Annotated in this window: 23 protein-coding genes; 15 read left to right on the top strand and 8 right to left on the bottom strand. The window is 55.7% G+C overall.

What is annotated here, in order from left to right; translation table 11 throughout:
- The first annotated feature begins 1 nt into the window (after window position 1).
- The 14 genes from B8115_RS17125 (at window position 2) to B8115_RS17065 (ending at window position 15,764) form a co-directional block, all read left to right on the top strand.
- The gene (locus tag B8115_RS17125) at window positions 2-793 is read left to right on the top strand and encodes a phytanoyl-CoA dioxygenase family protein (RefSeq protein ID WP_010629060.1); all 792 of its coding nucleotides are present in this window, start codon (window positions 2-4) and stop codon (window positions 791-793) included.
- An 18-nt stretch (window positions 794-811) separates the two neighbouring features.
- Window positions 812-2,053 carry an alanine racemase gene (locus tag B8115_RS17120; protein WP_010629059.1) on the top strand — a complete coding sequence of 414 codons (1,242 nt, stop codon included), beginning with the start codon at window positions 812-814 and terminating at the stop codon, window positions 2,051-2,053.
- Window positions 2,050-3,093: an ATP-grasp domain-containing protein gene (locus tag B8115_RS17115; protein WP_202949103.1), complete on the top strand. Its 1,044-nt coding sequence runs from the start codon at window positions 2,050-2,052 to the stop codon at window positions 3,091-3,093. The genes B8115_RS17120 and B8115_RS17115 overlap by 4 nt, the downstream gene beginning before the upstream one ends.
- Window positions 3,090-4,457, top strand: coding sequence for a flippase (locus B8115_RS17110; RefSeq protein ID WP_010629057.1), 1,368 nt, complete (start codon window positions 3,090-3,092; stop codon window positions 4,455-4,457). Before B8115_RS17115 ends, B8115_RS17110 begins: the two co-directional genes overlap by 4 nt.
- Entirely contained in the window at window positions 4,454-5,464 is a 1,011-nt protein-coding gene (locus B8115_RS23435; protein WP_010629056.1) for a glycosyltransferase family 2 protein, read from the top strand. The genes B8115_RS17110 and B8115_RS23435 overlap by 4 nt, the downstream gene beginning before the upstream one ends.
- 80 nt (window positions 5,465-5,544) lie before the next feature.
- Window positions 5,545-6,669, top strand: coding sequence for a GDP-mannose 4,6-dehydratase (gmd, locus tag B8115_RS17105; protein WP_010629055.1), 1,125 nt, complete (start codon window positions 5,545-5,547; stop codon window positions 6,667-6,669).
- 2 nt (window positions 6,670-6,671) lie between these two features.
- The gene (locus B8115_RS17100; protein WP_010629054.1) at window positions 6,672-7,682 is read left to right on the top strand and encodes a GDP-L-fucose synthase; all 1,011 of its coding nucleotides are present in this window, start codon (window positions 6,672-6,674) and stop codon (window positions 7,680-7,682) included.
- Between the two features lie 2 nt (window positions 7,683-7,684).
- A complete protein-coding gene (locus B8115_RS17095; RefSeq protein WP_010629053.1) occupies window positions 7,685-9,097 on the top strand; it encodes a mannose-1-phosphate guanylyltransferase/mannose-6-phosphate isomerase in 1,413 nt (470 codons plus the stop codon).
- A 66-nt stretch (window positions 9,098-9,163) separates the two neighbouring features.
- On the top strand, window positions 9,164-10,453 hold the full coding sequence (locus B8115_RS23975; protein ID WP_010629052.1) for a sugar transferase: 1,290 nt from the start codon (window positions 9,164-9,166) through the stop codon (window positions 10,451-10,453).
- A gap of 52 nt (window positions 10,454-10,505) precedes the next feature.
- Entirely contained in the window at window positions 10,506-11,723 is a 1,218-nt protein-coding gene (locus B8115_RS17085) for a glycosyltransferase family 4 protein (protein ID WP_026038194.1), read from the top strand.
- Window positions 11,720-12,514, top strand: coding sequence for a WecB/TagA/CpsF family glycosyltransferase (locus B8115_RS17080; RefSeq protein ID WP_202949101.1), 795 nt, complete (start codon window positions 11,720-11,722; stop codon window positions 12,512-12,514). Before B8115_RS17085 ends, B8115_RS17080 begins: the two co-directional genes overlap by 4 nt.
- Before the next feature lie 50 nt (window positions 12,515-12,564).
- Window positions 12,565-13,728, top strand: coding sequence for an O-antigen ligase (locus tag B8115_RS17075; protein ID WP_158409660.1), 1,164 nt, complete (start codon window positions 12,565-12,567; stop codon window positions 13,726-13,728).
- Between the two features lie 125 nt (window positions 13,729-13,853).
- The gene (galE, locus tag B8115_RS17070; protein ID WP_010629049.1) at window positions 13,854-14,870 is read left to right on the top strand and encodes a UDP-glucose 4-epimerase GalE; all 1,017 of its coding nucleotides are present in this window, start codon (window positions 13,854-13,856) and stop codon (window positions 14,868-14,870) included.
- A 126-nt stretch (window positions 14,871-14,996) separates the two neighbouring features.
- Window positions 14,997-15,764 (top strand): ElyC/SanA/YdcF family protein, encoded by a 768-nt coding sequence (locus B8115_RS17065; RefSeq protein ID WP_010629048.1) that lies wholly within the window; start codon window positions 14,997-14,999, stop codon window positions 15,762-15,764.
- Between the two features lie 43 nt (window positions 15,765-15,807).
- On the opposite strand, the gene B8115_RS17060 is transcribed toward B8115_RS17065, so the two are convergent.
- From B8115_RS17060 to leuS, 6 genes are all read right to left on the bottom strand, one after another.
- Window positions 15,808-16,248 (bottom strand): DUF488 domain-containing protein, encoded by a 441-nt coding sequence (locus B8115_RS17060; RefSeq protein ID WP_010629047.1) that lies wholly within the window; start codon window positions 16,246-16,248, stop codon window positions 15,808-15,810.
- A gap of 31 nt (window positions 16,249-16,279) precedes the next feature.
- Entirely contained in the window at window positions 16,280-17,236 is a 957-nt protein-coding gene (locus tag B8115_RS17055) for a PA2778 family cysteine peptidase (protein ID WP_010629046.1), read from the bottom strand.
- Window positions 17,237-17,250: 14 nt separating this feature from the next.
- The gene (locus B8115_RS17050; RefSeq protein ID WP_010629045.1) at window positions 17,251-17,643 is read right to left on the bottom strand and encodes a PA2779 family protein; all 393 of its coding nucleotides are present in this window, start codon (window positions 17,641-17,643) and stop codon (window positions 17,251-17,253) included.
- Between the two features lie 226 nt (window positions 17,644-17,869).
- A complete protein-coding gene (gene holA, locus B8115_RS17045; protein WP_010629044.1) occupies window positions 17,870-18,928 on the bottom strand; it encodes a DNA polymerase III subunit delta in 1,059 nt (352 codons plus the stop codon).
- A gap of 15 nt (window positions 18,929-18,943) precedes the next feature.
- On the bottom strand, window positions 18,944-19,435 hold the full coding sequence (gene lptE, locus B8115_RS17040; protein WP_010629043.1) for an LPS assembly lipoprotein LptE: 492 nt from the start codon (window positions 19,433-19,435) through the stop codon (window positions 18,944-18,946).
- Window positions 19,436-19,457: 22 nt separating this feature from the next.
- On the bottom strand, window positions 19,458-22,040 hold the full coding sequence (leuS, locus tag B8115_RS17035; RefSeq protein WP_010629042.1) for a leucine--tRNA ligase: 2,583 nt from the start codon (window positions 22,038-22,040) through the stop codon (window positions 19,458-19,460).
- A gap of 206 nt (window positions 22,041-22,246) precedes the next feature.
- On the opposite strand from leuS, the gene B8115_RS17030 reads away from it, so the two are divergent.
- Window positions 22,247-22,762, top strand: a complete 516-nt coding sequence (locus tag B8115_RS17030) for a zinc ribbon-containing protein (RefSeq protein ID WP_010629041.1) — start codon at window positions 22,247-22,249, stop codon at window positions 22,760-22,762.
- A 4-nt stretch (window positions 22,763-22,766) separates the two neighbouring features.
- Here the strand turns inward: B8115_RS17030 and B8115_RS17025 are convergent, their stop codons facing one another.
- Together B8115_RS17025 and B8115_RS17020 are read right to left on the bottom strand one after the other, a co-directional pair.
- Entirely contained in the window at window positions 22,767-24,071 is a 1,305-nt protein-coding gene (locus B8115_RS17025) for a hypothetical protein (RefSeq protein WP_010629040.1), read from the bottom strand.
- 91 nt (window positions 24,072-24,162) lie between these two features.
- Window positions 24,163-24,438: LysR family transcriptional regulator substrate-binding protein (locus B8115_RS17020; RefSeq protein ID WP_010629039.1), on the bottom strand; the 276-nt coding region annotated here is incomplete at its 5' end.

The following is a 24,438-nucleotide window of genomic DNA, read 5'->3' as shown; positions in this document are numbered from 1 at the left end:
CATGTTCGATTGCATGAGTATAGAAAAATTTGACCAAGAAATACGTGAAAGGGGCTGGGTTGTCTTCGAGAAGATTTTGCCAGACGAACTTACTCAAAACTTACGAGAGGACAGTCTGAAATGGATTGATGTCTGTAGTAAATATCAAATAAAAAATGGAATCAATACTTCCGGAGACGGAACCGCTCACCAATGTATTGGTGGCAATGACAGTATTGACCGATTCATCGATATGCATCTTTTTCACAAATATATTGCCCGGTACTTTGATGATAAGCCCTATATTTGTAACTGCTGCACTCCCATCGGGGGATTTCCTGGGGCTAATATTTACGTTCATCAGGTGCATCGTGACGTTCGTACATTTATTCCCGGTTATCATCTGCGTCTTAATATGTTGATAATGTGTGATGATTTCACGCTCGAGAACGGGGCAACTTACGTGCTCAGCGGTTCACACAAAACAGAGGGGCGGCCCGATGACGATGTATTCGAGCGTCAACATGAGCGTATTGTCGCACCGGCTGGTTCTGTCAGCCTGTTCAACTCTGCGCTTTGGCATCGAGGCGGCCATAATGCCACTGATCGCAAGCGGGTAGCGCTAACTATCGGCTATGGTCGTCCCTTCGTTAAGCCACAAATGGACTACGCAAGGATGCTGGGGGAAGACTATGGCCGAGGATTGTCTCCATTAACCCGACAAGTCCTCGGCTACAATGCACGAGTGCCGGTCTCGCTTGATGAGTGGTATCGCCCGGTAGCTGAACGCCTTTACCACGCGGATCAGGGCTAAGGCCTGGAGACTGTCAGTATGCAATATTGCCATGAATTCCTCGCCGCTCTATCCAGACGGGCAGGTGGTAGTTACTACCTTTTCGACACCGAACGCTTTCGTAGCAATTTCCTTGGCTTTCGACAGGCACTACGGCGTTACGTGTCATGTGCTGAAGTGGCTTATGCCTTCAAGGCCAACTATATGCCGGCGATCGGTGAGATTCTCCGTGATGAGCATGGTATGGGGGAGGTGGTCTCGCGGTTCGAATATGACGTGGCGAGCCGCTACCTTGACCCGGAGCGCATAATCTTCAATGGGCCGGTCAAGCGCAAGGAAGATCTTCGGTATGCCCTTACCCGAGGTTCTCACGTCAACCTCGATGCCTTCAGCGAGATCGACCAACTGCGGGAACTGGTCGGCGAGGGGGGGGCATGGCGGGTCGGGCTTCGTATTTGCTTCCCTCATGGTGAAGGGACTAGTCGCTTTGGTTTTCACTGTGATAATGGCGAGCTGAACCAAGCGTTGAATGCTTTGGCTAAGCTGCCAGGTGTTGAAGTCAACGGTTTGCACTGCCATTTCTCCACGCGTGATAGACGAGCTGAAGATTTCGCTCTTCGAGTCGAGCGTTTGATGGCGGTCGCCAAGAGACTAGCATGTCGATATTCGATTAAGACAATCAATATCGGCGGAGGGTTTTTCGGTTCTCTGCCGGAGGCATTGAGGCAGGGCTTCAGCGTGCCTATTCCCGATGCTCAAGCCTATGCAGCTGCTATTGGTAAAGCCTTCTCAACCGGTTTGACATCGGAAGAACTAAAGCTGATTGCTGAGCCCGGTATAGCTTTGGTCGGGGATACCATGTCGCTAGTGGCTGAGGTCATCGAAGTGCGTGAACGGTTTGGTTCTCTTCACGCCGTGATTGATACCAGTGTCAACGCTGTAAATCCTACCAACTCACGATTGAAGAGCCCTTGTTTCAGCATCACGAAGTGCCGAAGAAAAAAAAGAGTAAGCCGTTATCGGCTCGTTGGTAATACGTGTATGGAGCATGATGTAATTGATCCTGACTTTACGGGGAGCTTGGCGTCAGGCGACTTCATTATGTTTGCTAATCGTGGTGCATATTCAATTAACTATACGCCAGCTTTCATCACCGCCCCACCCGCAATATTCGATTTGCAAGGCAACCTGCTCAAAGCTGCAGACAACAGCGATAGTATCCTAAGCACTTACCGGACTGACGATTCTCGTGTTGTAACCATCCAAAAGGCATGTCCATGAACGTGTTGCTGAGCTGCGTCGGGAGACGAAATTATCTAGTCGAATATTTTCGTGAAGCTCTTCAGGAGAGGGGGCGAGTTGTAGCGGTCAATTCCGAGGCATTTACTTCTGGTATGGTCGCCGCCGAGCGATCCTATATTGTACCTCCCATTCATAGTGATGCCTATATAGATGAGCTATTGAAAATCTGTCGTATGGAGCGTATCGGCCTCCTTTTGTCGCTATTCGATATCGATCTTCCGGTTATCTCTGCTGCTCGGCAGCGCTTCGCTGATCTCGGCATCGTGGTAGCTGTGAGTGAGCCCTGGGTGGTAGAAATGGCCAATGACAAATGGCATACCAGTCGCTTTCTGGCCAAGAACGCTATCAACGGTCCCCGTACCTATCTGGGGCTCGATATGGCTCTGGTTGCACTGCGGAGAGGCGAAGTCGATTTTCCGTTGATGGTTAAACCACGTTGGGGCATGGGCTCGCTCTCGATTCACCGCGCTGACGATCAACAGTCGTTATGCTTTTTTCATCACCTGACCAGCAAACAGATTGCGGAATCCTACCTAAACGTACTCAGCGGCCACGACCCTTCTCGCTCGATCATTATCCAAGAGATGATTAAAGGCGAAGAGTATGGTGTCGACGTGTTCAATGACCTCGAAGGTGAGCACCTTGCCACTGTGGTCAAGCGAAAACTGGCGATGCGTGCTGGTGAGACTGACAGTGCCGAGACAGTTTCGCACACTGAGGTAGCCGGCGTCGCGGAACAGCTCGGTAAGTTGCTCCGTCACCGTGCCAATCTCGATGTCGACATCATGTTGTCTCACGATGGCGGCTCACCCTGTGTACTTGAATTCAATGCCCGTTTCGGTGGTGGTTACCCATTCACTCACCTCGCTGGGGCGAATTTTCCCCGTGCTCTAATCAGCCTGGCAGAGGGCCGGGCACCAGATGCCGCCTGTCTCACGGCCAAGTTCGGTATCCGGGGTGTCAAGAGCCTCGTCCCGTTGGTGTGCCGTGCTACACCGGTTAACGGTGTGGCCCTATGATTGTGCCACTGCTAAGGCAACTGACCGAAAACTTGAGTCATCGGTTCGGAAGCCGCGATCAACTTCTCAAGATTATAGCTAATACCGGTTGGCTGTTCGGGGATCGCATCCTGCGGATGGGAGTGGGCCTTGTGGTGATGATCGCTATCGCTCGCTACCTTGGTCCTGCCGATTTCGGTCTTTTGAATTACGCCTTGGCGTTTGTCGCTTTGTTTACCGCCATAGGCAGCTTGGGGCTTAACGAAATCGTTACTCGCGAGCTCATCGTCGAGCCCAGCTCGGCGGCTGAGATTCTCGGCACTGCTTTCGTCCTACAGTTAATTTCCGGAATTTTAGCTAGCCTCCTGATTGCCGTGGCAATCGTCTGTGTGCGTGACGACCCCATCGGACGTAGTCTGGTGATTTTGTTAGCCCCGCTTGTGATCGTCAAGTCATCTCAGGCGATAAAAGCTTGGTACGAATCGCGACTTGAATCCAAATATGTGGTGTGGGTCGAAAACGGTGTCTTTCTTATCTTTGCTGTCGTCAATCTTTGTCTCATTCTGCTTCAAGCTCCGTTGCAGGCTTTTGCCTGGGCCCTAATGATTGAGGGAGGGGTAGCGATCATCGGGCTACTGGCGATGTTCGCCTGGCGTGGCGGGGCGCTAGTAGGCTGGCGATTTCGACTGCACCGAGCCGGTCGGTTATTGGCAAATAGCTGGCCGTTAATCCTCTCGGGCTTGGCAATAATGGTGTATATGCGCATCGACCAGATCATGCTGGGGCAGATGATAGGTGACGAGGCTGTCGGTATCTATACCGCTGCCACTCGGATCAGCGAGGTATGGTATTTCATTCCAGTAGCTATCGTCGCGTCCGTCTATCCTGCCCTGATGGAAGGCAACCAATTGGGACGTCGGTACTATTTGAAGCGTCTCCAGACGACGTGCGACTTCATGGTCTTGTTGGCTTTTGCGGTTGCAGTGCCCATGACTATACTTTCTTCCTGGGCAGTGGTTTTGTTGTTCGGTCCGGGATACCATGAGGCAGGGCCGGTGCTTGCGATTCATATCTGGGCGAGTGTTTTTGTCTTCCTTGGTCTCGCCACACATAAGGGCTTTTTAGTCGAAAATCTACAGCGCTTATCGCTTTACCGCACCCTGCTTGGCGCTGTAATAAATGTCTTTCTTAATCTTGTCTTGATTCCTCGATACGGTGTTTTGGGTGCTGCTGTAGCAACGGTTTGTGCCCAAGCGCTGCCATCATTACTGCTCGACATTCTAGATAGCCGTACCCGACATTTTTGGATGATATCCATCAAAGCGCTTTGTTTCGTGAGACATCTTTTACCTTGGGTTGCCATGTGGAAAAGGGAGGCCAAGTGAATATACTTCCAGAAAACTGTGCGCCAGTGCTGATCACTACCTATAGTAGACACCAGCATTTACGTCAGACCATAGAAGCACTGAAGCGCAATGACTTGGCCGAGATGACCGATCTCTACATAGCATCTGATGCCGCCAAGTCACCAACCGATAAAGAGGCGGTCGATACTGTGCGCCGCTATCTTGGATCCATTGACGGCTTCCGTTCGGTTACGCTGATTCAGCGATCGTACAACTTTGGCCATCCTGCCAACCAGGACACGGCCATGGAGCAGATCTATCGTGAGCATGACCGGCTGATCTATCTTGAGGATGACGTTCTGACAGGTCGTGGGTTCCTGCGTTTTATGAACGATGGTTTATCGCTTTACGAAACTGATGATGCCATACAAGCTATCTGCGGTTATCTCTGGCCTCTGTCGATTCCTGAACGCAGTGAACCATTATTGCTTAGTGCCTTCTGTGCATGGGGATTTGCCGTATGGCGTGACAAGAAGGGATTCGCTAGTCACACCCCCGATCTGCACCGGGAGTTCCTCAAAGACCGCACTCTTTATCGTCGCATGAATCATGCTAGCCCACATCTTTTGCCTTTGGTGAGGAGGTGCGCCAATGGGGAGATCGTTGCCGGAGATGTGGAGTGGCATCTTTACTTGCTAAAATATAAAAAATTCGCCCTTTTCCCGCCGCTTTCGCTGGTTCGGAACCTTGGCTTCGATGGCTCCGGTATGCACTGCGCATTCGATGAAAGACTTTCCTGCCAGGTTTATCTAAATACTCGTATCGAAATGCAGCGCTTACCTATATTGGAAGAATCTAGTGAAGCTAGCCGCGCTCTTTACCGCTATTTCGGTGGTCATCGTCGACGTTTGAGAAACTCAATTTTGATGTTGATAAGCCGACTGCTTCCCGCGGCTGTCTATCGAAAACTATACCGAATGGCCAGCGAATTAAGAGTAATCCGCCGAAGAAAGCGCAGTGAGCAACCCTGGCGAACGACATCATGAGGCACCGATTTTCTAGGCCTGATCTAGTAAAGGTTGTGTATGCGTAAAGGCGAATGAAACGTACTAGCTATAGGCAGGGAATGATAATGAAAAAAGCGCTGATTACCGGTATCACAGGGCAGGACGGATCCTATCTAGCCGAATATCTCCTGGAAAAAGGGTACGAGGTTCACGGAATAAAGCGACGAGCATCACAGTTTAACACTCAACGGATCGACCACCTCTACCAGGATCCTCACGACGATAACCAACGGTTGCGCTTGCACTACGGTGATTTGACCGATGCCTCCAATCTGATCCGAATCATGGAAGAAGTTCAGCCGGATGAAGTCTACAACCTCGCTGCACAATCTCACGTGGCGGTCAGCTTCGAGTCCCCTGAATATACCGCCGACGTGGATGCCTTGGGCACACTGAGATTGCTTGAAGCGATCCGTCTGCTGGGCCTCGCGCGGCGGTCTCGCTTCTATCAAGCCTCTACTTCCGAGCTGTATGGTCAGGTTCTGGAAATTCCTCAGCGAGAGAGTACACCTTTCTATCCACGTTCTCCCTATGCCGCCGCTAAGCTCTACGCCTATTGGATTACAGTCAATTATCGCGAAGCCTATGGCCTCTATGCTTGCAACGGCATTCTTTTCAATCATGAATCACCTAGGAGAGGCGAAACCTTCGTCACCCGCAAGATCACTCGTGGCTTGTGTAATATCGCCCAAGGTTTGGATAGGTGCTTATATCTCGGCAATCTTGATGCCCTGCGCGATTGGGGGCACGCCAAGGATTATGTGCGAATGCAATGGATGATGTTACAACAAGACAGCCCTGATGACTATGTGATTGCAACTGGCCATCAGGTCTCGGTGCGCGACTTCGTTCGCATGAGTGCACTCGAATTGGGTATTGAATTGAAATTCGAAGGCTGCGGTGGCGGAGAGGTGGCGATCGTGGTGCACGTGTCAGGAAATAAGGCGCCGGCGGTAATTCCTGGCGACGTAATAGTTCGTGTCGACCCTCGCTATTTTCGTCCCACTGAAGTCGAGACTCTATTGGGAGATCCCAGCAAAGCCAAGCGTCAGCTGGGCTGGGAGCCGGAAATCAGTCTGCAGGTGATGTGCTCAGAAATGGTTGCTGAAGATCTCAAGATCGCCCAGCGTGATTCTTTACTCAAAGGGCATGGCTACAGCATACCGTTCGCCATGGAGGGCTGAGCATGGGTCAGAATAGAATCTCTCGAATCTTTGTAGCCGGCCATCGCGGCATGGTGGGCTCTGCGATAATACGCCACCTGCGGGTACTCGGGCAGTACCAGCTGCTTACGGCTGATCGTAGCGAATTGGATCTGTGCTGCCAGGCGCAGGTGGAGGAGTACTTCCGAGATCACGATATCAATCAGGTCTATTTGGCTGCCGCCAAGGTGGGAGGCATCCAGGCCAATGACCGTTATCCGGCTGATTTCCTCTATCGTAACTTGATGATCGAAGCGAACGTCATCAACGCGGCCTATAATGCAGGAATCGATCGTCTTCTATTTCTTGGTTCCTCATGCATCTATCCGAGAATGGCGGAACAACCAATGCGAGAGGAAGTGCTACTCAATGGACCGCTTGAACCCACTAATGAAGCCTACGCTATTGCCAAGATTGCCGGCATCAAACTATGCGAGAGCTATCAACGTCAGTACGGTTGCGACTTCCGTAGTGTCATGCCTACAAATTTATACGGCCCCGGCGATAACTTCCACCACGAGGACTCTCACGTCATACCAGGGTTGTTGCGGCGGTTTCACGAAGCCCAACAGCTTGGCGCCTCGACGGTTACCGTTTGGGGGAGTGGTACGCCACGCCGCGAGTTTTTGCATGTGGACGATCTGGCTATAGCCAGCGTACACGTCATGAACCTGCAACGAGAGCGTTATGCCACTCAGACCACGCCGAGGCGGTCGCACCTCAACGTCGGCACGGGCCGTGACTGTAGCATACGAGAGCTCGCTGAGCTGATCGCACAGATTACGGGTTTCGCGGGTGAAATGCATTTCGATGCCAGTAAGCCCGATGGTACACCCCGCAAAATGCTTGATGTCTCGCGGCTCCAGGCCTTGGGCTGGCAGCCTCGTATTTCGCTCTCAGAAGGCCTGCACGATACCTACCGTTGGTATCTTTCTCAGCTCAACGCTGACCGAGGCGTCTACAACAGCGGCGCATGTGCCATCCGAGGAGCATGATCATGATCACACCCGTCATTCTTGCTGGGGGCAACGGCTCGCGGCTCTGGCCGCTGTCGCGTCAACTGCGCCCAAAACAGTTCCTGCCCCTAACGGGAAGTTTAAGCATGTTGCAGGAAACTCTGACCCGCTTGATACCGCTCGAGCAACATCCACCTGTGGTGATCTGCAACGACGAGCACCGCTTTCTTGTCGCCGAGCAGTTGCGCCAACTGGACATTGTGCCAGCCTGTATCCTGCTCGAACCGGAAGGACGAAACACCGCTCCGGCCATTGCTTTAGCGGCGCTTCAGCAGTTAGAGCACGACCCGTTAGCACTTCTTTTGGTACTGGCTGCTGATCATCGCATTATTGACGAGACGGCTTTTCATGAGAGCCTGTTGCCGGCCCAGACGCTAGCTCAACAGGGATGCCTTGTAACCTTTGGTGTTGTGCCGACTCATGCCGAAACCGGTTACGGCTATATTCAGCGTGGTGACCCCCAGGGTGACCATGGCTTTTGCGTCAAGCGGTTCGTCGAGAAACCGGATCGAACCACCGCCGAAGATTATCTAGCCACCGGTGATTACTACTGGAACAGCGGGATGTTCCTGTTCCAAGCGAGCCGATACCTCGAGGAGCTCCAGCGCTTCCGGCCAGATATACACGACGCCTGCCGGCGAGCCATGGCTGGTGCCATTCACGACTTGAACTTCATTCGTCTCGACGAGGCGGAGTTTCTCCACTGCCCCGCTGACTCTATCGATTACGCCATTTTAGAGCGTACTGCCAGTGCCAGCGTCGTGCCACTAGCCGCTGGCTGGAGCGACATAGGTTCCTGGTCATCACTGTGGGAGGCATGCCCGCAGGATGCGCAGGGCAATGCCGTACGAGGTGACGTGCTCATACACCAAAGTTATGACCTAATGGTGCACGCCGAGCATCGCCTAGTTGCCACAGTCGGGGTAAAGGATCTGATTGTAGTAGAAACCAAGGACGCGGTTCTTGTAGTTCATCGAGATCGTGTTCAGGAAGTCAAGCAGGTAGCAGAACGTCTAAAGGAAGAAGGGAGACCTGAGTACCGTTGGCATCGTGAGGTTTATCGTCCTTGGGGCGTCTACGACTGTATCGACCGAGGGCAACGCTATCAGGTAAAACATATTACTGTGAAGCCTGGCGCCAAGCTGTCGGTACAGATGCACCATCACCGTGCTGAACATTGGGTGGTGGTATCCGGTACAGCGAAAGTCACTAATGGAGAATCAAGCTATTTAGTCTCTGAAAACGAATCTACCTACATACCTATCGGCCGTGTCCATGCACTGGAAAATCCTGGTGTAATTCCACTTGAAATCATTGAAGTTCAGTCGGGTAGTTATCTTGGTGAGGACGATATCGTGCGGCTCGAGGACCGCTACGGTCGCCAATCATGCTGATCGGAGTTTGGGACGAGAAACGCCGCCCACCTAAAGAAACAAACTAACGAAAAAGGCAGGGAAACCATGGATATTACCGTAACCGATCTGGAGCGACATCGTCGCAATACGCGACTATACGAACGTCTGCTTTTTAGTGTGAGAAGTCAAATACTTATTGGGGTCAGTCTCGGTTTCTGGTTGCAACTGATGATGGGGACAGGGTTAGATGGTTTTTGGTCGAATATGACCCGTGAAAGCATTGGTCTTATTGTCGCTTCTGTTTTGGTCTATTGGTTGTCTATTACCACAGTTTATCGGCTATCCCGGTTTCCCGGTACCAAGGCATACTTATTCATTCTTCCGGCAATAACCTTGAGCTTTGCCATTGCCTTGCTCATATTAAAGATGATTGGATTAGAGCTGACGCGCTCCTCGTTGGCTCTTAGCTACATGACAATTGTGACTTACTGCCTAGTAGAGTATGCTATCGATGTGCGTCTGAGGCGACTTCGCCTAGCCGTTTTGCCCCATGGCCGGGCTCCAGCACTTTGTCAGCACAGCGGAGTCGACTGGCAATTGCTGCAATGCCCAGACTTAGGTCAAGCCAGGGTTGATGGAGTGGTTGCTGACCTTCGCGCGGACTTCCCCGCTGAGTGGAAGCGCTTCCTTGCCAACTGCACCATCCACGGAGTGCCGGTATATCACGCTACCAGCGCCCATGAAATGATCACCGGGCGTGTACCACTTGATTATCTCTACGAGAATGAATACGGGAGCCTCACCCCGCAGGAAGACTATGCACTGATAAAGCGTGGCCTCGACACAATTGCTGTAATAGCGCTGTCGCCGCTTTTACTGCCGGCGATGGTTCTGATTGCATTGGTAATTCGCCTAGATAGTCCAGGCTCTGCGATCTTCACACAGCTTCGGATGGGCTATCACTGTCGACCATTTATTGTTTATAAGTTTCGTAGCATGTATGTAGATAGCGAGGGAAAGGGATTCACCGAGCTAGATTGCGATCCACGTATCACCCGAGTCGGTCGGGTGATTCGAAAGTATCGCCTCGACGAATTGCCTCAGCTATTTAATGTGCTTAGAGGAGAGATGAGCCTGATAGGGCCACGACCAGAATCAATGATGCTTACCGATGTTTATGAACGTGATGTCCCTTTTTTTCATTACAGGCATCTTGTTCGTCCCGGCATTTCCGGTTGGGCCCAAGTGGAGCAGGGGTATGCCGTTGAAAGAGATGGTATGATTCGAAAATTAGAATATGATTTTTATTATATTAAGCACTTCTCTTTCTGGCTCGATGTGTTGATAGTCCTCCGTACGATTAAAATCCTAGTAACTGGATTCGGTGCCCGCTAGCCCTTTGTCGGGTAATTGCAAGTCGTGTGCCCTCGTTAAGAAGGGATGAAAAATGAAGATTCTGTTGGTCCATAATCATTATGGGGAAGAGGCCCCAAGCGGGGAAAACCTTGTCTATAAATTGGAAAGACAGATGCTTGAATCGGCTGGTCATGAGGTCAAGGTGTTTGAGCGATTCAGCGATGAAATACGCTCAAGGGGCCGACTAGGGATGCTTCAAGGTGGGTTGGCAACCCCTTGGAACCCCTTTATGCAGCAGCGAATAAAAAGTATCATCAGTGAATTTAATCCCAATGTAATGCATGTCCACAACACGTTTCCTCTTATTTCTCCTTCCATATTCTCGGCTGCTTCCGGTACGGCGCGAGTTCTAACTCTACATAACTACCGTCTTTTTTGTCCAGCTGCTATTCCAATGCGCCAGGGAAATGTTTGTACGGCTTGTCTGGACAAGAAAAGCGTGCTGCCAGCCTTACGCTACGGCTGCTATCGAAGCAGTAGGTCGGCTACTTTGCCCCTGGCAACCGGAGTGGCACTGCATAGATTGTTAGGAACTTGGCAGCGAAACGTTGAGGCCTTTATTGCTCTTACCGACTTCCAGAGCCGGTGCATGGTGGATGCAGGGTTACCTAGTGAAAGAGTTCATGTAAAGCCAAATTTTTATCCTGGAGTCCCTATGGTCATGCCATGGGAGAAGCGCATCGCTCGAGCTGTATTCGTTGGGCGGATCAGTGAGGAAAAGGGAGTTGCCGATCTTATACAAGCATGGTTGGCTTGGGGTAAAGATGCACCTGAGTTAGTTATTGTCGGTGATGGAGAACTACGTCAGGTCTTGCAGGCGTCGGTCATGGATCTGGGAGCAAATCATATTCGTTTTGTAGGGCAAGTTAGTTCGCGAGCTGCTCAACAATATATCAGGGAGAGCCAGCTCGTAATTATACCGTCGCGTTGGTTTGAAGGGTTCCCTATGGTATTGCGAGAAGCAATCGCACTCGGGACACCGGTATTGGTGTCTCACCTAGGCCCAATGCCTGAGTTAGTGAAGGAGGGTGGCGGGCTAGTGTTCCAAGCGGGAAATCCACAGGATTTGCTTAAAAATATCAAGTCTTTATGGGTGGACAAGTCGCGTCTTGAGAAAATGTCGAAAATCTCGTTAAGAACGTTTGAATTTAAATATACGGAAGAAGTCAACTATCGCTCGCTGATGGAAATCTACCAGCGAGCTATAACGATGTATGATGAATCGTTAATTGCGAGGCGAGAACAATGAAAGAAGTTACCATGGGGTATGCTGTCGATGCTCTTTCCGTTGAGGAGAGTATCGATGAAATTTATTATTTTCTACGTCACGCTCAGCGCTTCGATGTAGGCGGGCGTCACGGGTCGAAAACCTACCAATGCCGATGGTTGGCCTGCCTAAATCCGCACTCTTACGCAGTGGCCAAAAGTGACACGCATTTTGAAATGGCCCTTTCAAACGCTGATTGGCTGGTCGGTGATGGTGTAGGCATCGTAATAGCATCCTGGGTACTGGGCGGTCGGCTTCGTGTGAGAGTAACGGGATCTGATATTTTTTACGGTTTGACCGAGAGATTGGCTAACTCAGGTGGAGCGAGGGTGTTCTTTTTAGGCTCTGCCGAGGATACCCTACAGCTCATCAAAAACAGGATGAACCGAGAATACCCCAATATCGAGGTGGTAGGAACCTATTCACCACCTTATAAGGATTTTTACTCCTCTCATGAAATCGATGAAATCGTGGCGACTGTCAATGCAGCCAGGCCGGATGTGCTCTGGGTTGGGCTGACGGCCCCTAAGCAAGAAAAGCTCATCCAGGCATGTCGAGACAGATGGGATGTCACGTTTGCAGGGGCTATCGGAGCCGTCTTTGACTTCTATGCGGGAAAGGTCCAGCGATCCTCTCGAATATTTCAACGCTGTGGCCTGGAATGGCTACCACGCTTGATTCAGCAACCTCGGAGGCTTTGGAAACGCATGTTAGTGTCAGCTCCAATTTTTCTCTGGGATCTTATCCGGGCTCGTGTGAGTCGCATTGGTTGATACAGTCAGAGCGAAATACACGGCATTTTATGTCGACAGGTGTATCCTCGATGACCTTAAAAAGTATGCTCTGGCTGGTCGTTTTGGCGACCTCCGCCTTAGGATCTATGCCTACTCTGTCGAAATTCGGTGGGGTGAGCTTGAGCGGTGTGATTACTGCTGGCGTAGCATTGTCTGCATTAATAGTTTTCTTGCTTAAGCCTATGCTGTATAAAAATTCAATAAAGGCCATCTTGGCCGTTCTGGCTTTTTGGATATTGAGCTTAGGTAGTTATTTTGGTTTCTATCCGGAAGTTCAGAAAGGTATTCAGAATTATCCCATAGTGTGGGGCGGGATGCTGTTTTTATTACTTTCCTTTTCTAATTCTTATTTTTCCCATAATTCGGTGGCAAGTATTTCAAAATTGCTGATAAGGTTGTGCGGCTGGCTGTATTGTATCACTCTATTGTTTATGTATTTCCATGAGGGAGTGGACCCAGCAGGTGCTTTGGCTGGTATCTTTTTTTTCTGCTTTGCGCTCTCTGAGTTATATCACGGAAAGCAAGGGTCGATTTTTTTGATTGTATGTATTCTTGTAGTCCAGATTTTGATGGGTGCTCGCATAGTTATTATCGCCGAAGTGTTTATTTTTTTCTTTGGGAATATTTTGTTGTATGGATTGAAAGAAAGGCCATATGATTTTATGAGAAAGTCTAGCAGTAAAGTTTTATCGATAATGGCAGTTCTCGTGGGTGTTTTTGTAATAATGCATACGGGTTTTTTGGATAAGAGTATAGCGGGTGGCGACCAAGCTCTCGTAATTGGTGGTGTGCAATTCAATACTTCTGGAAGGATGTACATGTGGGGAGTGGTGCTTGATTCGGCTTTAGCGTCTCCTTGGCTAGGGCATGGCACGCCTGGGCCCGCAATAATGTTAGAGACGCCGCGTTGGTCGCATCCCCATAATGACTATTTGCGTATATTTCATCAATTTGGTGTTCTTGGTTTAATAATTTGGTCTGTGTTTATTTGGCAAGGACTGAAGCATTCTCGGTTTGCAGCAAAATTCTCTCCGGTGCCAGAAGGCAGGCTGCTGTCCAAAGCTGCTTATTTTTCTTTGATTGGTCTTTCGCTCGCAATGATTACTGATAATCCTATCGTATATAGTTATGTGGTGTATCCGATATTTGCATTGCTTGGCGTTGCGTTTTCTTATAGCGCCAACTGTAAATAGAATTATATTTTAATTGTTTGGCAGTCATTTTTCATCCTGTTTGATCTATGTGGGGTCAGCGCCCTGGTCATCTTCGATATGTGTTCAAAAATCAGGATAAATAAAACCTTGAGTAGGAGAGGACTATGGCTGTGCTGATCACGGGGGGGGCGGGTTACATTGGTTCGCATACATTGGTAGAGCTGTTGCAAGAAAACTACGACGTCGTAGTTCTAGATAACTTCGTGAATGGTTCTCGTGAGGCCGTGCGTCGTGCCGTAACTATGATCGGTGGAGAGGTTCGCTTAATTGAAGGAGATGTTCGTGACCGGCAATTGTTGAACCGCCTTTTTGCAGATCATTCCATTTCAACAGTGATTCACTTGGCCGGTTTGAAAGCAGTGGGCGAGAGCGTAAGGCAGCCACTAGATTATTATAGTGTTAATGTACAGGGAAGTTTGGTGCTATGTCAGGCCATGCAGGATGCAGGGGTGCGTGAGCTAGTGTTTAGCTCTTCAGCTACCGTGTACGGAGTTGAAGCACCGGTTCCCTACCGTGAAAGCATGCCGCGAGGCCTTCCTTCCAACCCTTATGGCACGACGAAGGCTATCGTTGAACATATGCTGGAAGATCTTTGCCAGGCCGATCCCAGTTGGTCGGTGGTTTTCCTTCGCTACTTCAACCCGATAGGTGCGCACCCTTCGGGTGAGATTGGGGAGGATCCACGCGGCATACCTAATAACCTCATGCCTTTCATTTCTCAGGTGGCAGCGGGCCACCTATCAGAGCTTTCAATTTTCGGTAATGACTATCCGACTGAAGATGGTACCTGTGTGCGCGATTATATTCATGTCGTCGACTTGGCTATTGGTCATGTCAGCGCTCTGAAGTGCCTGTCTTCCCCCGGTTTATATATTTATAATCTTGGTACAGGCCGAGGGGTTTCGGTGCTGGAGATGGTTGCAGCTTTTGAGTCATTAACTGGAAAGCGAGTGCCGTACCACTTTGCCGCCCGCCGAAGTGGTGATCTCGCAGCTTTCTGGGCCGATGCTGATAAAGCGAATAGAGAATTGGGCTGGCGTGCAAGGCGAAGCCTCACTGATATGCTAAGGGATACCTGGCGTTGGCAGCAGCGACACCCGGCGGGGTATGGTGCCCCCTAAAATGAGACTGTCGCATTAGGCGATACATGCAAGCAGCATGAAATAGAGGAAGTGGTCAATGCCTCTCTTTCGGCTATGCTAAAGGTTGATCGTAGATGTTTTGTAACATTTAAATAGGTGTGGGCTATGTATGATTTTATAAAAGCATTGATAGGTCATTTATTCATGCCGCTACCAATCATGGTGGCGGTTTTTGTTTGTGGCGCAATATTGATTCGCTGGGGGAAAATTGGACTTGGTAATTTTCTTAGTTTACTGGCAATGATAGGTTTGTTACTACTGAGCTGGGGGCCTGTGGCGGATAGGCTGCTAGCGCCCCTTGAGGAACAGTTTGCTCCTTTGGATGCTTTGTCGGTGGATTCGGAAATTCACGGTGTAGTCGTATTAGGTGGTGGGTGGAGTCCATGGCTCAATGCATCTGACGTTGGCCGACTCAACGACAGTTCTGCCATACGCTTGATGGAAGGCATGCGCATTTGGCAACAGCACCCCAACTTGTTGCTGATCGTTTCAGGCACCAGCCGCCGCGAAAGCATCGCCCCTATCGCAGAGGGCTATGCACGTGTCGCCAAGGGTTTTGGTGTTCCAACCGATCAATTGCTGCTACTTGATCGTCCGAGTGACACCCGACAAGAAGCGCAGGCGGTACGCGAGGCTCTGGGAGAAGGCGCGAGAGTAGTGATTGTCACTTCGGCCTCTCACATGCCACGATCAATGCATCACTTCCGCCTAGCCGGCCTCAACCCGCTGGCAGCTCCAACCCACTATCTAGCTGGCCATGACAGCCGAGCCACCCTGGGATACTGGATACCCGCGTCACGCCACTTACGTAAGAGTGAGAGAGCATTGTATGAATGGTTGGGTTGGGTGGCAGCGCAATGGGAGGCACCTTGAGTTCCTAGCCAACGTGAGTCCGATAGAAATCGAAGACATTGCATCATGAGCCGGAAGAACTCGGTCCCTCATGATGCCTCGCCAAACAAGGAGGTGAAGAGAGCTCAAGGTCCTCAATATCCTCGTGCTGCAGCGCTTCCAGCACGGCCTGCTGCAAGAGGGGCAGGTAGGAGTCCTCCAGGTTGCGAGCCGCCGAAAGCAGGGTCAATTTACCCTGGCGCGCATAGCGCATGAGTGGGACGAGGCACTCGGGATGGTCTCGCAGCTCGCCGCGATAGCGTACCGTGAAGACAGCCGTGGAGATCTCGCCCTCATGTAGCTGGCGCCGCAACAATGTCGACGGCGAGGCGCCGCGATACCAGTCCGTCAGGTTGAGGCTCTCGCGGCGCTTGCCGCGGGGCCACAGGCGGTCGACCAGGACCCGGGCACCGTCGGTGGGTTCGCTCGGACTGTAGATTCGTTTGAGTACGATCTCGTAGCTCACACCGTCTCCCTTTGTGCTGTTGGTTTCTCACCTAGTCACCCGATGACAACCTTTCCAGAGCAGCCGTGGCGTGGGCCTGCCAATGACCAGGCAGGGCGGCGGCGCGCTCCAATGCCTGGCGAGCTCCACCGGTGTCGCCCTGGGCCTGAAGTGTCAGGCCCAGATTGAGCCATGCCACGCCCAGGTCGCCTCGCTGCGCCACCGCGGAACGAAAGGCTTCGCCGGCCCCTTCGAGATCCCCTGTGGCATGCCGGGCATTGCCCAGAGCGAAGTACCCCATGCCTGAGTGAGGGAAGCGCTCGACGAAGGCCGCCCAGGCAGGCAGCGTGGTGTCGGCATCCTGCACCTGTTCGAACGCCGCGATGGCCTGCAGGGCACGCTGCTCGCCGATACCGCTTGGCAGTTCGCCGGGCTTCAGGGCCACGAAAGCCCAGCGATCGCTACGGGCCCAGGTGGCATCGAAGCGGCGAAACGACTCGATACGCTCTGCCTCTTCGCCACTGTGCAGAGTCAGCTCCCTGGCATCCAGATCGTAGCCGATGGCCACGGCGTAATGCCACATCGGCCAGGCAGGAAGTGAGAGATTCTGCAGCACGATCACCGGATGACCGGCGGCGATCTCGGTCAGCAGGGTGTCGAACGAGTCGTTGAGCACGAAGGGAATGCGTCCATGACGCCTGACCGTGGCCAGCATCTCGGGCTGTACGCTGCCTTCACGTCCCGGAATGAATACCTGCGGGATGAGTGTCTCCATGGGCACGTCCACGCCATCGTGATTTAGCACCATGGCCAGCGCGGCGGGGCCGCACTGGTACTCGCGCTGGGCGTGGAAGGGCACGTCTTCCACCCAGGCCTGGCGAGGCAGGGTCTGGGCAGTGCTCTCGGCCAGGCGCGGCGTGGCGGCACAGCCGGTCAACAGCAGTAGCCCCAACAGCAGAACGCCCGCAAGGCGGGCGTTCCGAAGGGGCCGATCGATACGGCCTTGCATGGTGACGTTCGTCCTCAGCGGGTGAAGGGGAAGACGTTGGTCAGACCCAGGATGTCGGTAACCAGCAGTACGATGAAGACGACCAGAAGGGCGCCGACGACACCGGCGCCTGCCGGCAGCTGCTCGAGCTGTTCTGCCATTTGATGCGCTTCTTCGTCGGAGAGCGCGGCCACACGAGCGTCGACTTCGGCCAGGTCCACGCCCTGGGCGATGAGCTGCTCCTGCACCTCGGCGCGGGACAGGATCTCATTGATACGCTCGCGGTCGGCATCGGCACGCTCGGCGGAAAGGGCGGCCTGAGTCGAGATGAGTTCGCTGGTGGGCAGCGGGGCGGCCGAGACGGAGACGCTGCCGAGCACCAGGGCCAGAATCAACAGCGGGCTGAGAAAGCGGCGGAGTGTTTTCATGTTCAGTGTTCCTTCTTCTTGGGCTTCCGGCTCTTGAATGATCCACGCTAATCGGGCGCAGTCGTGTTGTTGTGCTCCAGCGATGCTTAATAAGTATAAGCAAAAAGCGCATGCAATTTCATGCCCTTGCATTACATTACGCGACTACCTGAAGAATGTGGCCGCAGCGGGGCACGAGGCGCCCAAGAGTCCCGTCCATGGTGGCATCGACGGCCAACGATTGCCGTCAGCCCACGCGATAGGAGGAGGGCATTTCGGCCAGTAGGCCGCGACCGCCGGCCAGGGTCAGCGCCAGGTCGTGCAGGCTTTCCCACAGCGGTAGCTGAGCGGCGCCCTTGATCGAGAGGTCGAGGCGCTGGGCGAAGAGCAGCAGCTTGTGCAGCCGCTTTCTGGGTAGGCGCGCAATGGCCTGCTGATAGGCGGGGCGGCGTTTATCGAAGATGGCCGGCTTCTGCGCCTTGCAGGCGTGCTCGAAGCTCTGGCCCTGATCGAGGTGTTGGTGCAGCGAGAGCAGGGTACGCAGCTCGCGGGTCAGGGCCCACAGCACGATGGGCGCCTCGATCCCCTCGCCGCGCAGGCCGCGAACGATACGCGAGACGCGCTCGCGTTCGCCCTTGAGGCAGGCATCGGCCAGGGTGAAGACATCGTAGCGGGCGCTGTCCTCCACGCCGCCGGCGATCTGGGGTGGGCCGACACGAGTGCCGGGTGGCAGTAGCAGGGCGAGCTTCTGCAGCTCCTGATCCGCCGCGAGCAGATTGCCTTCGGTGCGGTCACCGAGCAGACGCGCGGCATCCAGGTCGAGGGAGAGGCCATGACGCTCGGCGCGGTCGCGTAGCCAGAAGCCAAGGCGGGAGGCGTCGACCGGCCACACCGGCACGAACAGCCCCAGCTTGTCGAGCGCCTGGAACCAGGCACTCTTCTGCTGACGGAAGTCGAGCTTGCCCATGCTCACGAGCAATACGTTGTCGCGGGTACCCGGCGCATCGGCGTACTCCTTCAGCGCCTTGCTGCCTTCCTGGCCTAGGCTTTGGCTGCCCAGGCGCAGTTCGATCAGCTTGCTCGAGGCGAACAGCGACAGGCTGGCGGCGGCTTCGTGTAGCCGGCCCCAGGCGAAGTTGCCCTCCACGTGCAGCACCTCGCGCTCCTCGATGCCGTGCGCGCGCGCCGCATTGCGTACGGCGTCGCAGGCTTCCATGTGTTGCAGCGGCTCCTCGCCGGCAACGATCACCACCGGGGGCAGTTTCTTGCCCAGCGCCTCCGGCAGCTTGTCGGCAAAGACTTTCATACGCGTGAGGCCATGTCAGCGGGTTTCCAGCGCGCGCAGGCGATCGAACAGGCGGCGCAGGGCCTCGTGACGCAGCTCCTGACGCGCCTCCTCGCGTATATCTTCCTGGGCCAGCAGGTTGTCGTCACTGACGGTGAAACGGGTCGATACCTCCAGGCGCTGCTGGGGAAGGCGATAGGCACCGTCACTGCGCCGCTGAACGGAAAACGGCACCGCAAGCGTCATTTCCCGCTCCTGGGGGCCGCTGTCCAGCACGCTCAGCTGGCGCTCGCCAAAGTTCTCTGGCCCCAGATTGAGCACTAGGGGGGCATTGGCGTGCACACGTGTGCCGAGCGACGAGAGGCGTTCTGTCGTGAGCCGGGCCAGTTCGCTGTCGCTGCCGGCGACGGCAAGCTCGTCTATGGTCAGCTCCGGTGAATCGAAACCGCGCAGGCGAAAGCCGCAGCCCGCCAGGGCCAGGCTGGCACCAGCGGTCACGATCAGGTTGAGAAATCCACGTCGCTGCATGAGCGCTCCCATTCGATCCGTGTCAGCTGACCACGATGTTGACCAGCTTGCCCGGTACCACGATCACCTTGCGTACCGTCTTGCCCTCGGTATGGCGCTGGACGTTCTCTGCGGCGAAGGCTTCGGTCTCGATGGCATCCTTGGGCGCGTCGGCGGCCACTTCGATACGGGCGCGCAGCTTGCCGTTGACCTGTACTACCAGCTCGATGGTGTCGCGCTCGAGGGCCGACTCATCCAACTGCGGCCAGGCAGCGTCGATGGCGGGTTCCGCATGGCCCAGCTCGCGCCACAGCGCATGGCAGGCGTGGGGCGTGATCGGGGCGAGCAGCAGCACACAAGCCTCGATGGCTTCACGAGCCACGGCCAGACCCAAGGGGGACGTATCGTCGAACTTCGAGAGCGCGTTGCTCAGCTCCATCACCGCCGCGATGGCGGTGTTGAAGGTGGTGCGTCGGCCGATGTCGTCGCTGGCCTTCTTGATCGTCTCGTGGGTCTTGCGCCGCAGTTCACGCTGAGCGTCGCTGAGGGCATTGATATCCAGCTTGCCCGGCTCGCCGGCCTCGAGGTGTTCGACGACCAGGCGCCACAGGCGCTTGAGGAAGCGGCTGGCGCCTTCGACCCCGGAGTCGGACCACTCCAGCGACTGCTCGGGCGGTGCGGCGAACATCATGAACAGGCGCACGGTGTCGGCGCCGAAGCGGTCGATCATCGACTGCGGGTCGACACCGTTGTTCTTGGACTTCGACATCTTCTCGATGCCGCCCATCTCCACCGGCTCACCGTCCTTGATCAGCACCGCACTGACCGGGCGACCCTTGTCGTCGCGCTTGACCTCCACGTCGGCGGGGTTGAACCACTCCTTGCCGCCGTTCGGCGTCGTGCGGTAGAAGGTCTCGGCGATCACCATGCCCTGGGTGAGCAGACGCTGGAACGGCTCGTCGACCTTGACCAGGCCCAGGTCGCGCATCAGCTTGGTGAAGAAGCGCGCGTATAACAGGTGCAGGATGGCGTGCTCGATGCCGCCGATGTAGAGATCCACCGGCAGCCAGTAGTCGGCACGCTCGTCGAGCATCGCCTCCTGGTTGTCGGCACAGCAGAAGCGGGCGAAGTACCAGGACGACTCCATGAAGGTGTCGAAGGTATCGGTCTCGCGCACCCAGCCGTCGCCCAGCTCATAGAACTCGGGCATGCGCTTGAGCGGCGAGCCGGAAGCGTCGACGGTGACCTCCATGGGCAGGGCGACGGGCAGCTCCTCGTCGGAGAGCGGCACGGTCTGGCCTTCGGGGCCGTACTTGACTGGAATCGGCGCGCCCCAGTAGCGCTGACGGGCCACGCCCCAGTCGCGCAGACGGTAGTTGGTCTTCACCTCGCCGCGACCCAGCTCGGCGAGCCTGCCGGCGATGGTCTCGAAGGCGGCGTCGAAGTCGAGGCCGTCGAACTCGCCGGAGTTGATCAGCCGGCCATATTCCACGTAGGCGCCTTGCGAGAGATCCGGCGCCTGGCCGCTCTCGTCGGCAATGACCGCCTCGATGGGCAGGCCGTACTTGGTGGCGAACTCCCAGTCGCGCTGGTCGTGGCCGGGAACGGCCATCACCGCCCCGGTGCCGAACTCCATCAGCACGAAGTTGGCCACATAGACGGGCACCTCGCGGCCGGTGAGCGGGTGCACGGCCATATGGCCGGTGGCCATGCCGCGCTTCTCCTTGGTGGCCAGCTCCGCCTCGGAAGTACCGCCCTGGGCGCATTCCTCGCAAAAGGCGGCGAGCTCGGCGTTGCCTTCCGCCGCGGCCTTGGCCAGCGGATGAGCGGCCGCCACCGCCACGTAGGTCACGCCCAGCAGCGTATCGGGACGGGTGGTATAGACCGAAAGCGGCTCGGACGTGCCACCGTCTGCCGTCTTGATGTCGAACGTGAGCTCCACGCCGCGCGACTTGCCGATCCAGTTACGCTGCATGGTCTTGACCTGCTCCGGCCACTCGATCTTGTCGAGATCGGCGAGCAGCTCATCGGCGTAGTCGGTAATGCGCAGGAACCACAGCGGGATCTCCTTGCGCTCCACCAGCGCACCGGAGCGCCAGCCGCGGCCCTCGATGACCTGCTCGTTGGCCAGCACGGTCTGGTCCACCGGGTCCCAGTTGACGGTGGACATCTTCTTGTACACCAGCCCCTTCTCCACCAGCTTGGCGAAGAACCACTGCTCCCAGCGGTAGTAGCTGGTGTCGCAGGTGGCGAACTCGCGGCTCCAGTCGTAGGCAAAACCCAGCGCCTTGAGCTGGTTGCGCATGTAATCGATGTTGTCGTAGGTCCACTTGGCCGGCGGCACCCGGTTCTGGATGGCAGCGTTCTCGGCCGGCATGCCGAAGGCATCCCAGCCCATGGGCTGCATCACGTTCTTGCCCTGCATACGCTGGAAGCGCGAGACCACGTCGCCGATGGTGTAGTTGCGCACGTGCCCCATGTGCAGCTTGCCGCTGGGGTAGGGGAACATCGACAGGCAGTAGAACTTCTCGCGGTTGGCGTCTTCCACCGCCTTGAAGCACTGGTTCCGGTCCCAGAACTGCTGGGCGTCGCGTTCGATTTCAAAGGGCTTGTACTGTGCGTCCATCGGCTTTCGAAATGACCTTAGAGTGTACGGGCACGGCCGCGCCGTGCGGGTGCGCAGAAATTGTCCGGCGTCATTCCCGCTCGGCAGCCGTACGATAAAACGTTGAACTGACGGCGGGATGGCGTCTAAATGGTAACCAAGGATACCCCAGTAGGGCATGCCCGGCCATGCCCGGCCCATGCCGAAACCGGTTCGAGGAGATGACCATGAGCGAACGTCCCGACTCCCATCGCGAACATCGGCTGCGCGAAGGCTACGAGCGTATGCTGTCACGGCTGCGTGAGGGCGCCGACGACCTGACCTGGGAGAACCTGCAGCAAGAGCTGGACGAGGCCGTGGAGTTCGAGGCCGAACTCGAGGAGTTCACCAAGGACGAGCTGGCCCTGCTGCGCGCCTGGGTCGAGCGCGACCTTATCGACATGCGCCGCTACCTGCGGGCTGGCGGGCGTGGCGTAGCCGCCTGGCTGGGTATCGATCTCGACCAGCTCTCGCGCAAGGTGGTGGATTCGCTGTTCTCCATCGCCGACCGCAGCATCGTCGACAACGAGCGGCTCAAGGAGGATCTGGAAGCCGCCCGGGCCGATTACTGCGAGGGCGAGGTGGCAGCCCCCGGGCGCATGGCCTGCGTGCACTGCGATGCGGTGGTCGATCTCGAAGGCGTGACCCGCATCGAGCCCTGTCACCAGTGCGGCCATCGCTACTTCTATCGCGTATCGCAGTGAGACGTCAGAGCCAGGCATCGAGCAGCATGATGGCCCCCACCACCAGCGCGCTGAGCACCAGGGCGTAGCCCAGGTTGAGGCGCATCATGCGATAGCCGCTGACGCCGTAGCGCCCCTGCAGCGACAGGTTGATACCCGACAGCGGCCCCACCGAGGTGCCCACGGCCCAGGAGGCCAGCGCCGTGAAGGCGAACAGGGTCGGTTCGCTGCCGCGCAGATCCAGCATCGAGGCCAGCACCGAGACACCGATGATCGGGTGCAGGCCGGCCACGGCGCTGAGCACGATGGCCAGAAAGCTGATCACGGCCTGAAGCGCGCCAAAATGGGCGAACAGCCGCCACTCGCTGCCGGTGGCGGCGGCCACCAAGGTAGAGAGCCCCAGCGTCAGCAAGCCCGCCGAGAGGAACAGGGCGATCTCGCCGCGCATCGCCGGCAGCCGTGTGAGGGTGTGCTGACGCACCCGGTGCCAGGTCCAGCGCGGCCCGGCGGGCAGATTGCTGGCCAGCGCCACCGCCGGCAGCAGAAAGGTGATGATGCTGACGATGCCGAGCGCAGGCGTCAGCTGGAAATGGAACAGCATCACTAGAGCGGCCATGGCCACCGGCATCAACAGGCTGCGCGGGGAGAGCGAGAAGCCTGCCACTTCGGCCAGATCGAAACGGCGCGACAGCTCGATCGTGGTCAGCGCCCCGCTGATCAGCGCCAGAGGCAGGCCGATGGCCAGTACCCTTGAATACTCCATGCCCGGTGCCAGGGTCATCACCACGCCCATGGAGGCGAAGAAGGGCGACCATAGTGCGGCACTGGAGAGGCCGCGATTGAGCGCCAGCAGCTGAGGTGTGGTCAGCGCAGCGCGCCGGGCCAGACGGTCGCCGATCATGAACACCGTCGACAGATTGAGGATGGTGCCGAGCAGGTGAACGCCGAGCCAGGTGCCCAGGGTACCTCGGCGGCCGGTAATCGGGCGGCCCAGGGGCCGCGACGAGCCGCTGCGGTTTCCGATCAGGCCGATGAAGCTTACGCCGACCAGCATCGCCACCACGTAGGTGTTGCCGCTGGTGACCGCCGGCCAGGCGACCTGCGCACCATAGTGCCAGCGTGAGACGATCAGCAAGCCCAGCCCGATGATGGCCAGCGCCCCGGCCTGCCAGCGGGTACGCCGGGGAATGTCGCGCCACAGCAGCAGCGTGGCCAGCCACAGGGCATAGCCGACTCCATGCGGCAACAGCACGACCCCGGTAAAGGCAAGAATCTGCTGCATCAGCCCAAGCAGGATCAGCACGCCTGCCAGGGCATGGCGCAAGGGCATCGGTGACGAGTCGGGTGGGGACACGATGGCGTGGGCTCCGGCGAGTCGGGATTCTTATCTTCTGATTTATGAGCAGTCTAACAATATCTTCCTATCCCCCGCGACTCGCCGTGTCGCGCGCCTCCTCCAGCAGGGAGAGCATGGCCCGCGCGGCGTTGGAGAGCGTGCGGCTGCGGTGCACCAGATAGCCCAGGGAGCGGTAGATGGTCGGATGCTCCACGTCGAGTTCGTGCAGTTCACCTATCACCATTCTTTCCGGCAGCAGGCTCCAGCCCAGGCCGATGGCTGTCATCATCTTGAGCGTTTCGAGATAGTTGGTGGCCAGCGCCACGGGCAGGGTGAGGCCGGCAGCGGCGAAGCGCGACTC

Origin of the sequence: Halomonas sp. KM-1, assembly GCF_000246875.1 — a bacterium.
GTDB lineage: Bacteria > Pseudomonadota > Gammaproteobacteria > Pseudomonadales > Halomonadaceae > Halomonas > Halomonas aerodenitrificans.
This window is presented reverse-complemented; position numbering and strand designations above follow the sequence as displayed.

Coding starts and splice junctions, on each gene's coding strand:
- B8115_RS17025 (WP_010629040.1), bottom strand. CDS start 24,071: ATGCCCTTGCGCCATGCCCTGGCAGGCGTGCTGATCCTGCTTGGGCTG.
- leuS (WP_010629042.1), bottom strand. CDS start 22,040: ATGGACGCACAGTACAAGCCCTTTGAAATCGAACGCGACGCCCAGCAG.
- B8115_RS23975 (WP_010629052.1), top strand. CDS start 9,164: ATGGATATTACCGTAACCGATCTGGAGCGACATCGTCGCAATACGCGA.
- B8115_RS17100 (WP_010629054.1), top strand. CDS start 6,672: ATGGGTCAGAATAGAATCTCTCGAATCTTTGTAGCCGGCCATCGCGGC.
- galE (WP_010629049.1), top strand. CDS start 13,854: ATGGCTGTGCTGATCACGGGGGGGGCGGGTTACATTGGTTCGCATACA.
- holA (WP_010629044.1), bottom strand. CDS start 18,928: ATGAAAGTCTTTGCCGACAAGCTGCCGGAGGCGCTGGGCAAGAAACTG.
- B8115_RS17095 (WP_010629053.1), top strand. CDS start 7,685: ATGATCACACCCGTCATTCTTGCTGGGGGCAACGGCTCGCGGCTCTGG.
- B8115_RS17120 (WP_010629059.1), top strand. CDS start 812: ATGCAATATTGCCATGAATTCCTCGCCGCTCTATCCAGACGGGCAGGT.
- B8115_RS17125 (WP_010629060.1), top strand. CDS start 2: ATGTTCGATTGCATGAGTATAGAAAAATTTGACCAAGAAATACGTGAA.
- B8115_RS17075 (WP_158409660.1), top strand. CDS start 12,565: ATGACCTTAAAAAGTATGCTCTGGCTGGTCGTTTTGGCGACCTCCGCC.
- B8115_RS17115 (WP_202949103.1), top strand. CDS start 2,050: ATGAACGTGTTGCTGAGCTGCGTCGGGAGACGAAATTATCTAGTCGAA.
- B8115_RS17055 (WP_010629046.1), bottom strand. CDS start 17,236: ATGCAAGGCCGTATCGATCGGCCCCTTCGGAACGCCCGCCTTGCGGGC.
- B8115_RS17065 (WP_010629048.1), top strand. CDS start 14,997: ATGTATGATTTTATAAAAGCATTGATAGGTCATTTATTCATGCCGCTA.
- B8115_RS17030 (WP_010629041.1), top strand. CDS start 22,247: ATGAGCGAACGTCCCGACTCCCATCGCGAACATCGGCTGCGCGAAGGC.
- gmd (WP_010629055.1), top strand. CDS start 5,545: ATGATAATGAAAAAAGCGCTGATTACCGGTATCACAGGGCAGGACGGA.
- B8115_RS17110 (WP_010629057.1), top strand. CDS start 3,090: ATGATTGTGCCACTGCTAAGGCAACTGACCGAAAACTTGAGTCATCGG.
- lptE (WP_010629043.1), bottom strand. CDS start 19,435: ATGCAGCGACGTGGATTTCTCAACCTGATCGTGACCGCTGGTGCCAGC.
- B8115_RS17050 (WP_010629045.1), bottom strand. CDS start 17,643: ATGAAAACACTCCGCCGCTTTCTCAGCCCGCTGTTGATTCTGGCCCTG.
- B8115_RS17085 (WP_026038194.1), top strand. CDS start 10,506: ATGAAGATTCTGTTGGTCCATAATCATTATGGGGAAGAGGCCCCAAGC.
- B8115_RS17080 (WP_202949101.1), top strand. CDS start 11,720: ATGAAAGAAGTTACCATGGGGTATGCTGTCGATGCTCTTTCCGTTGAG.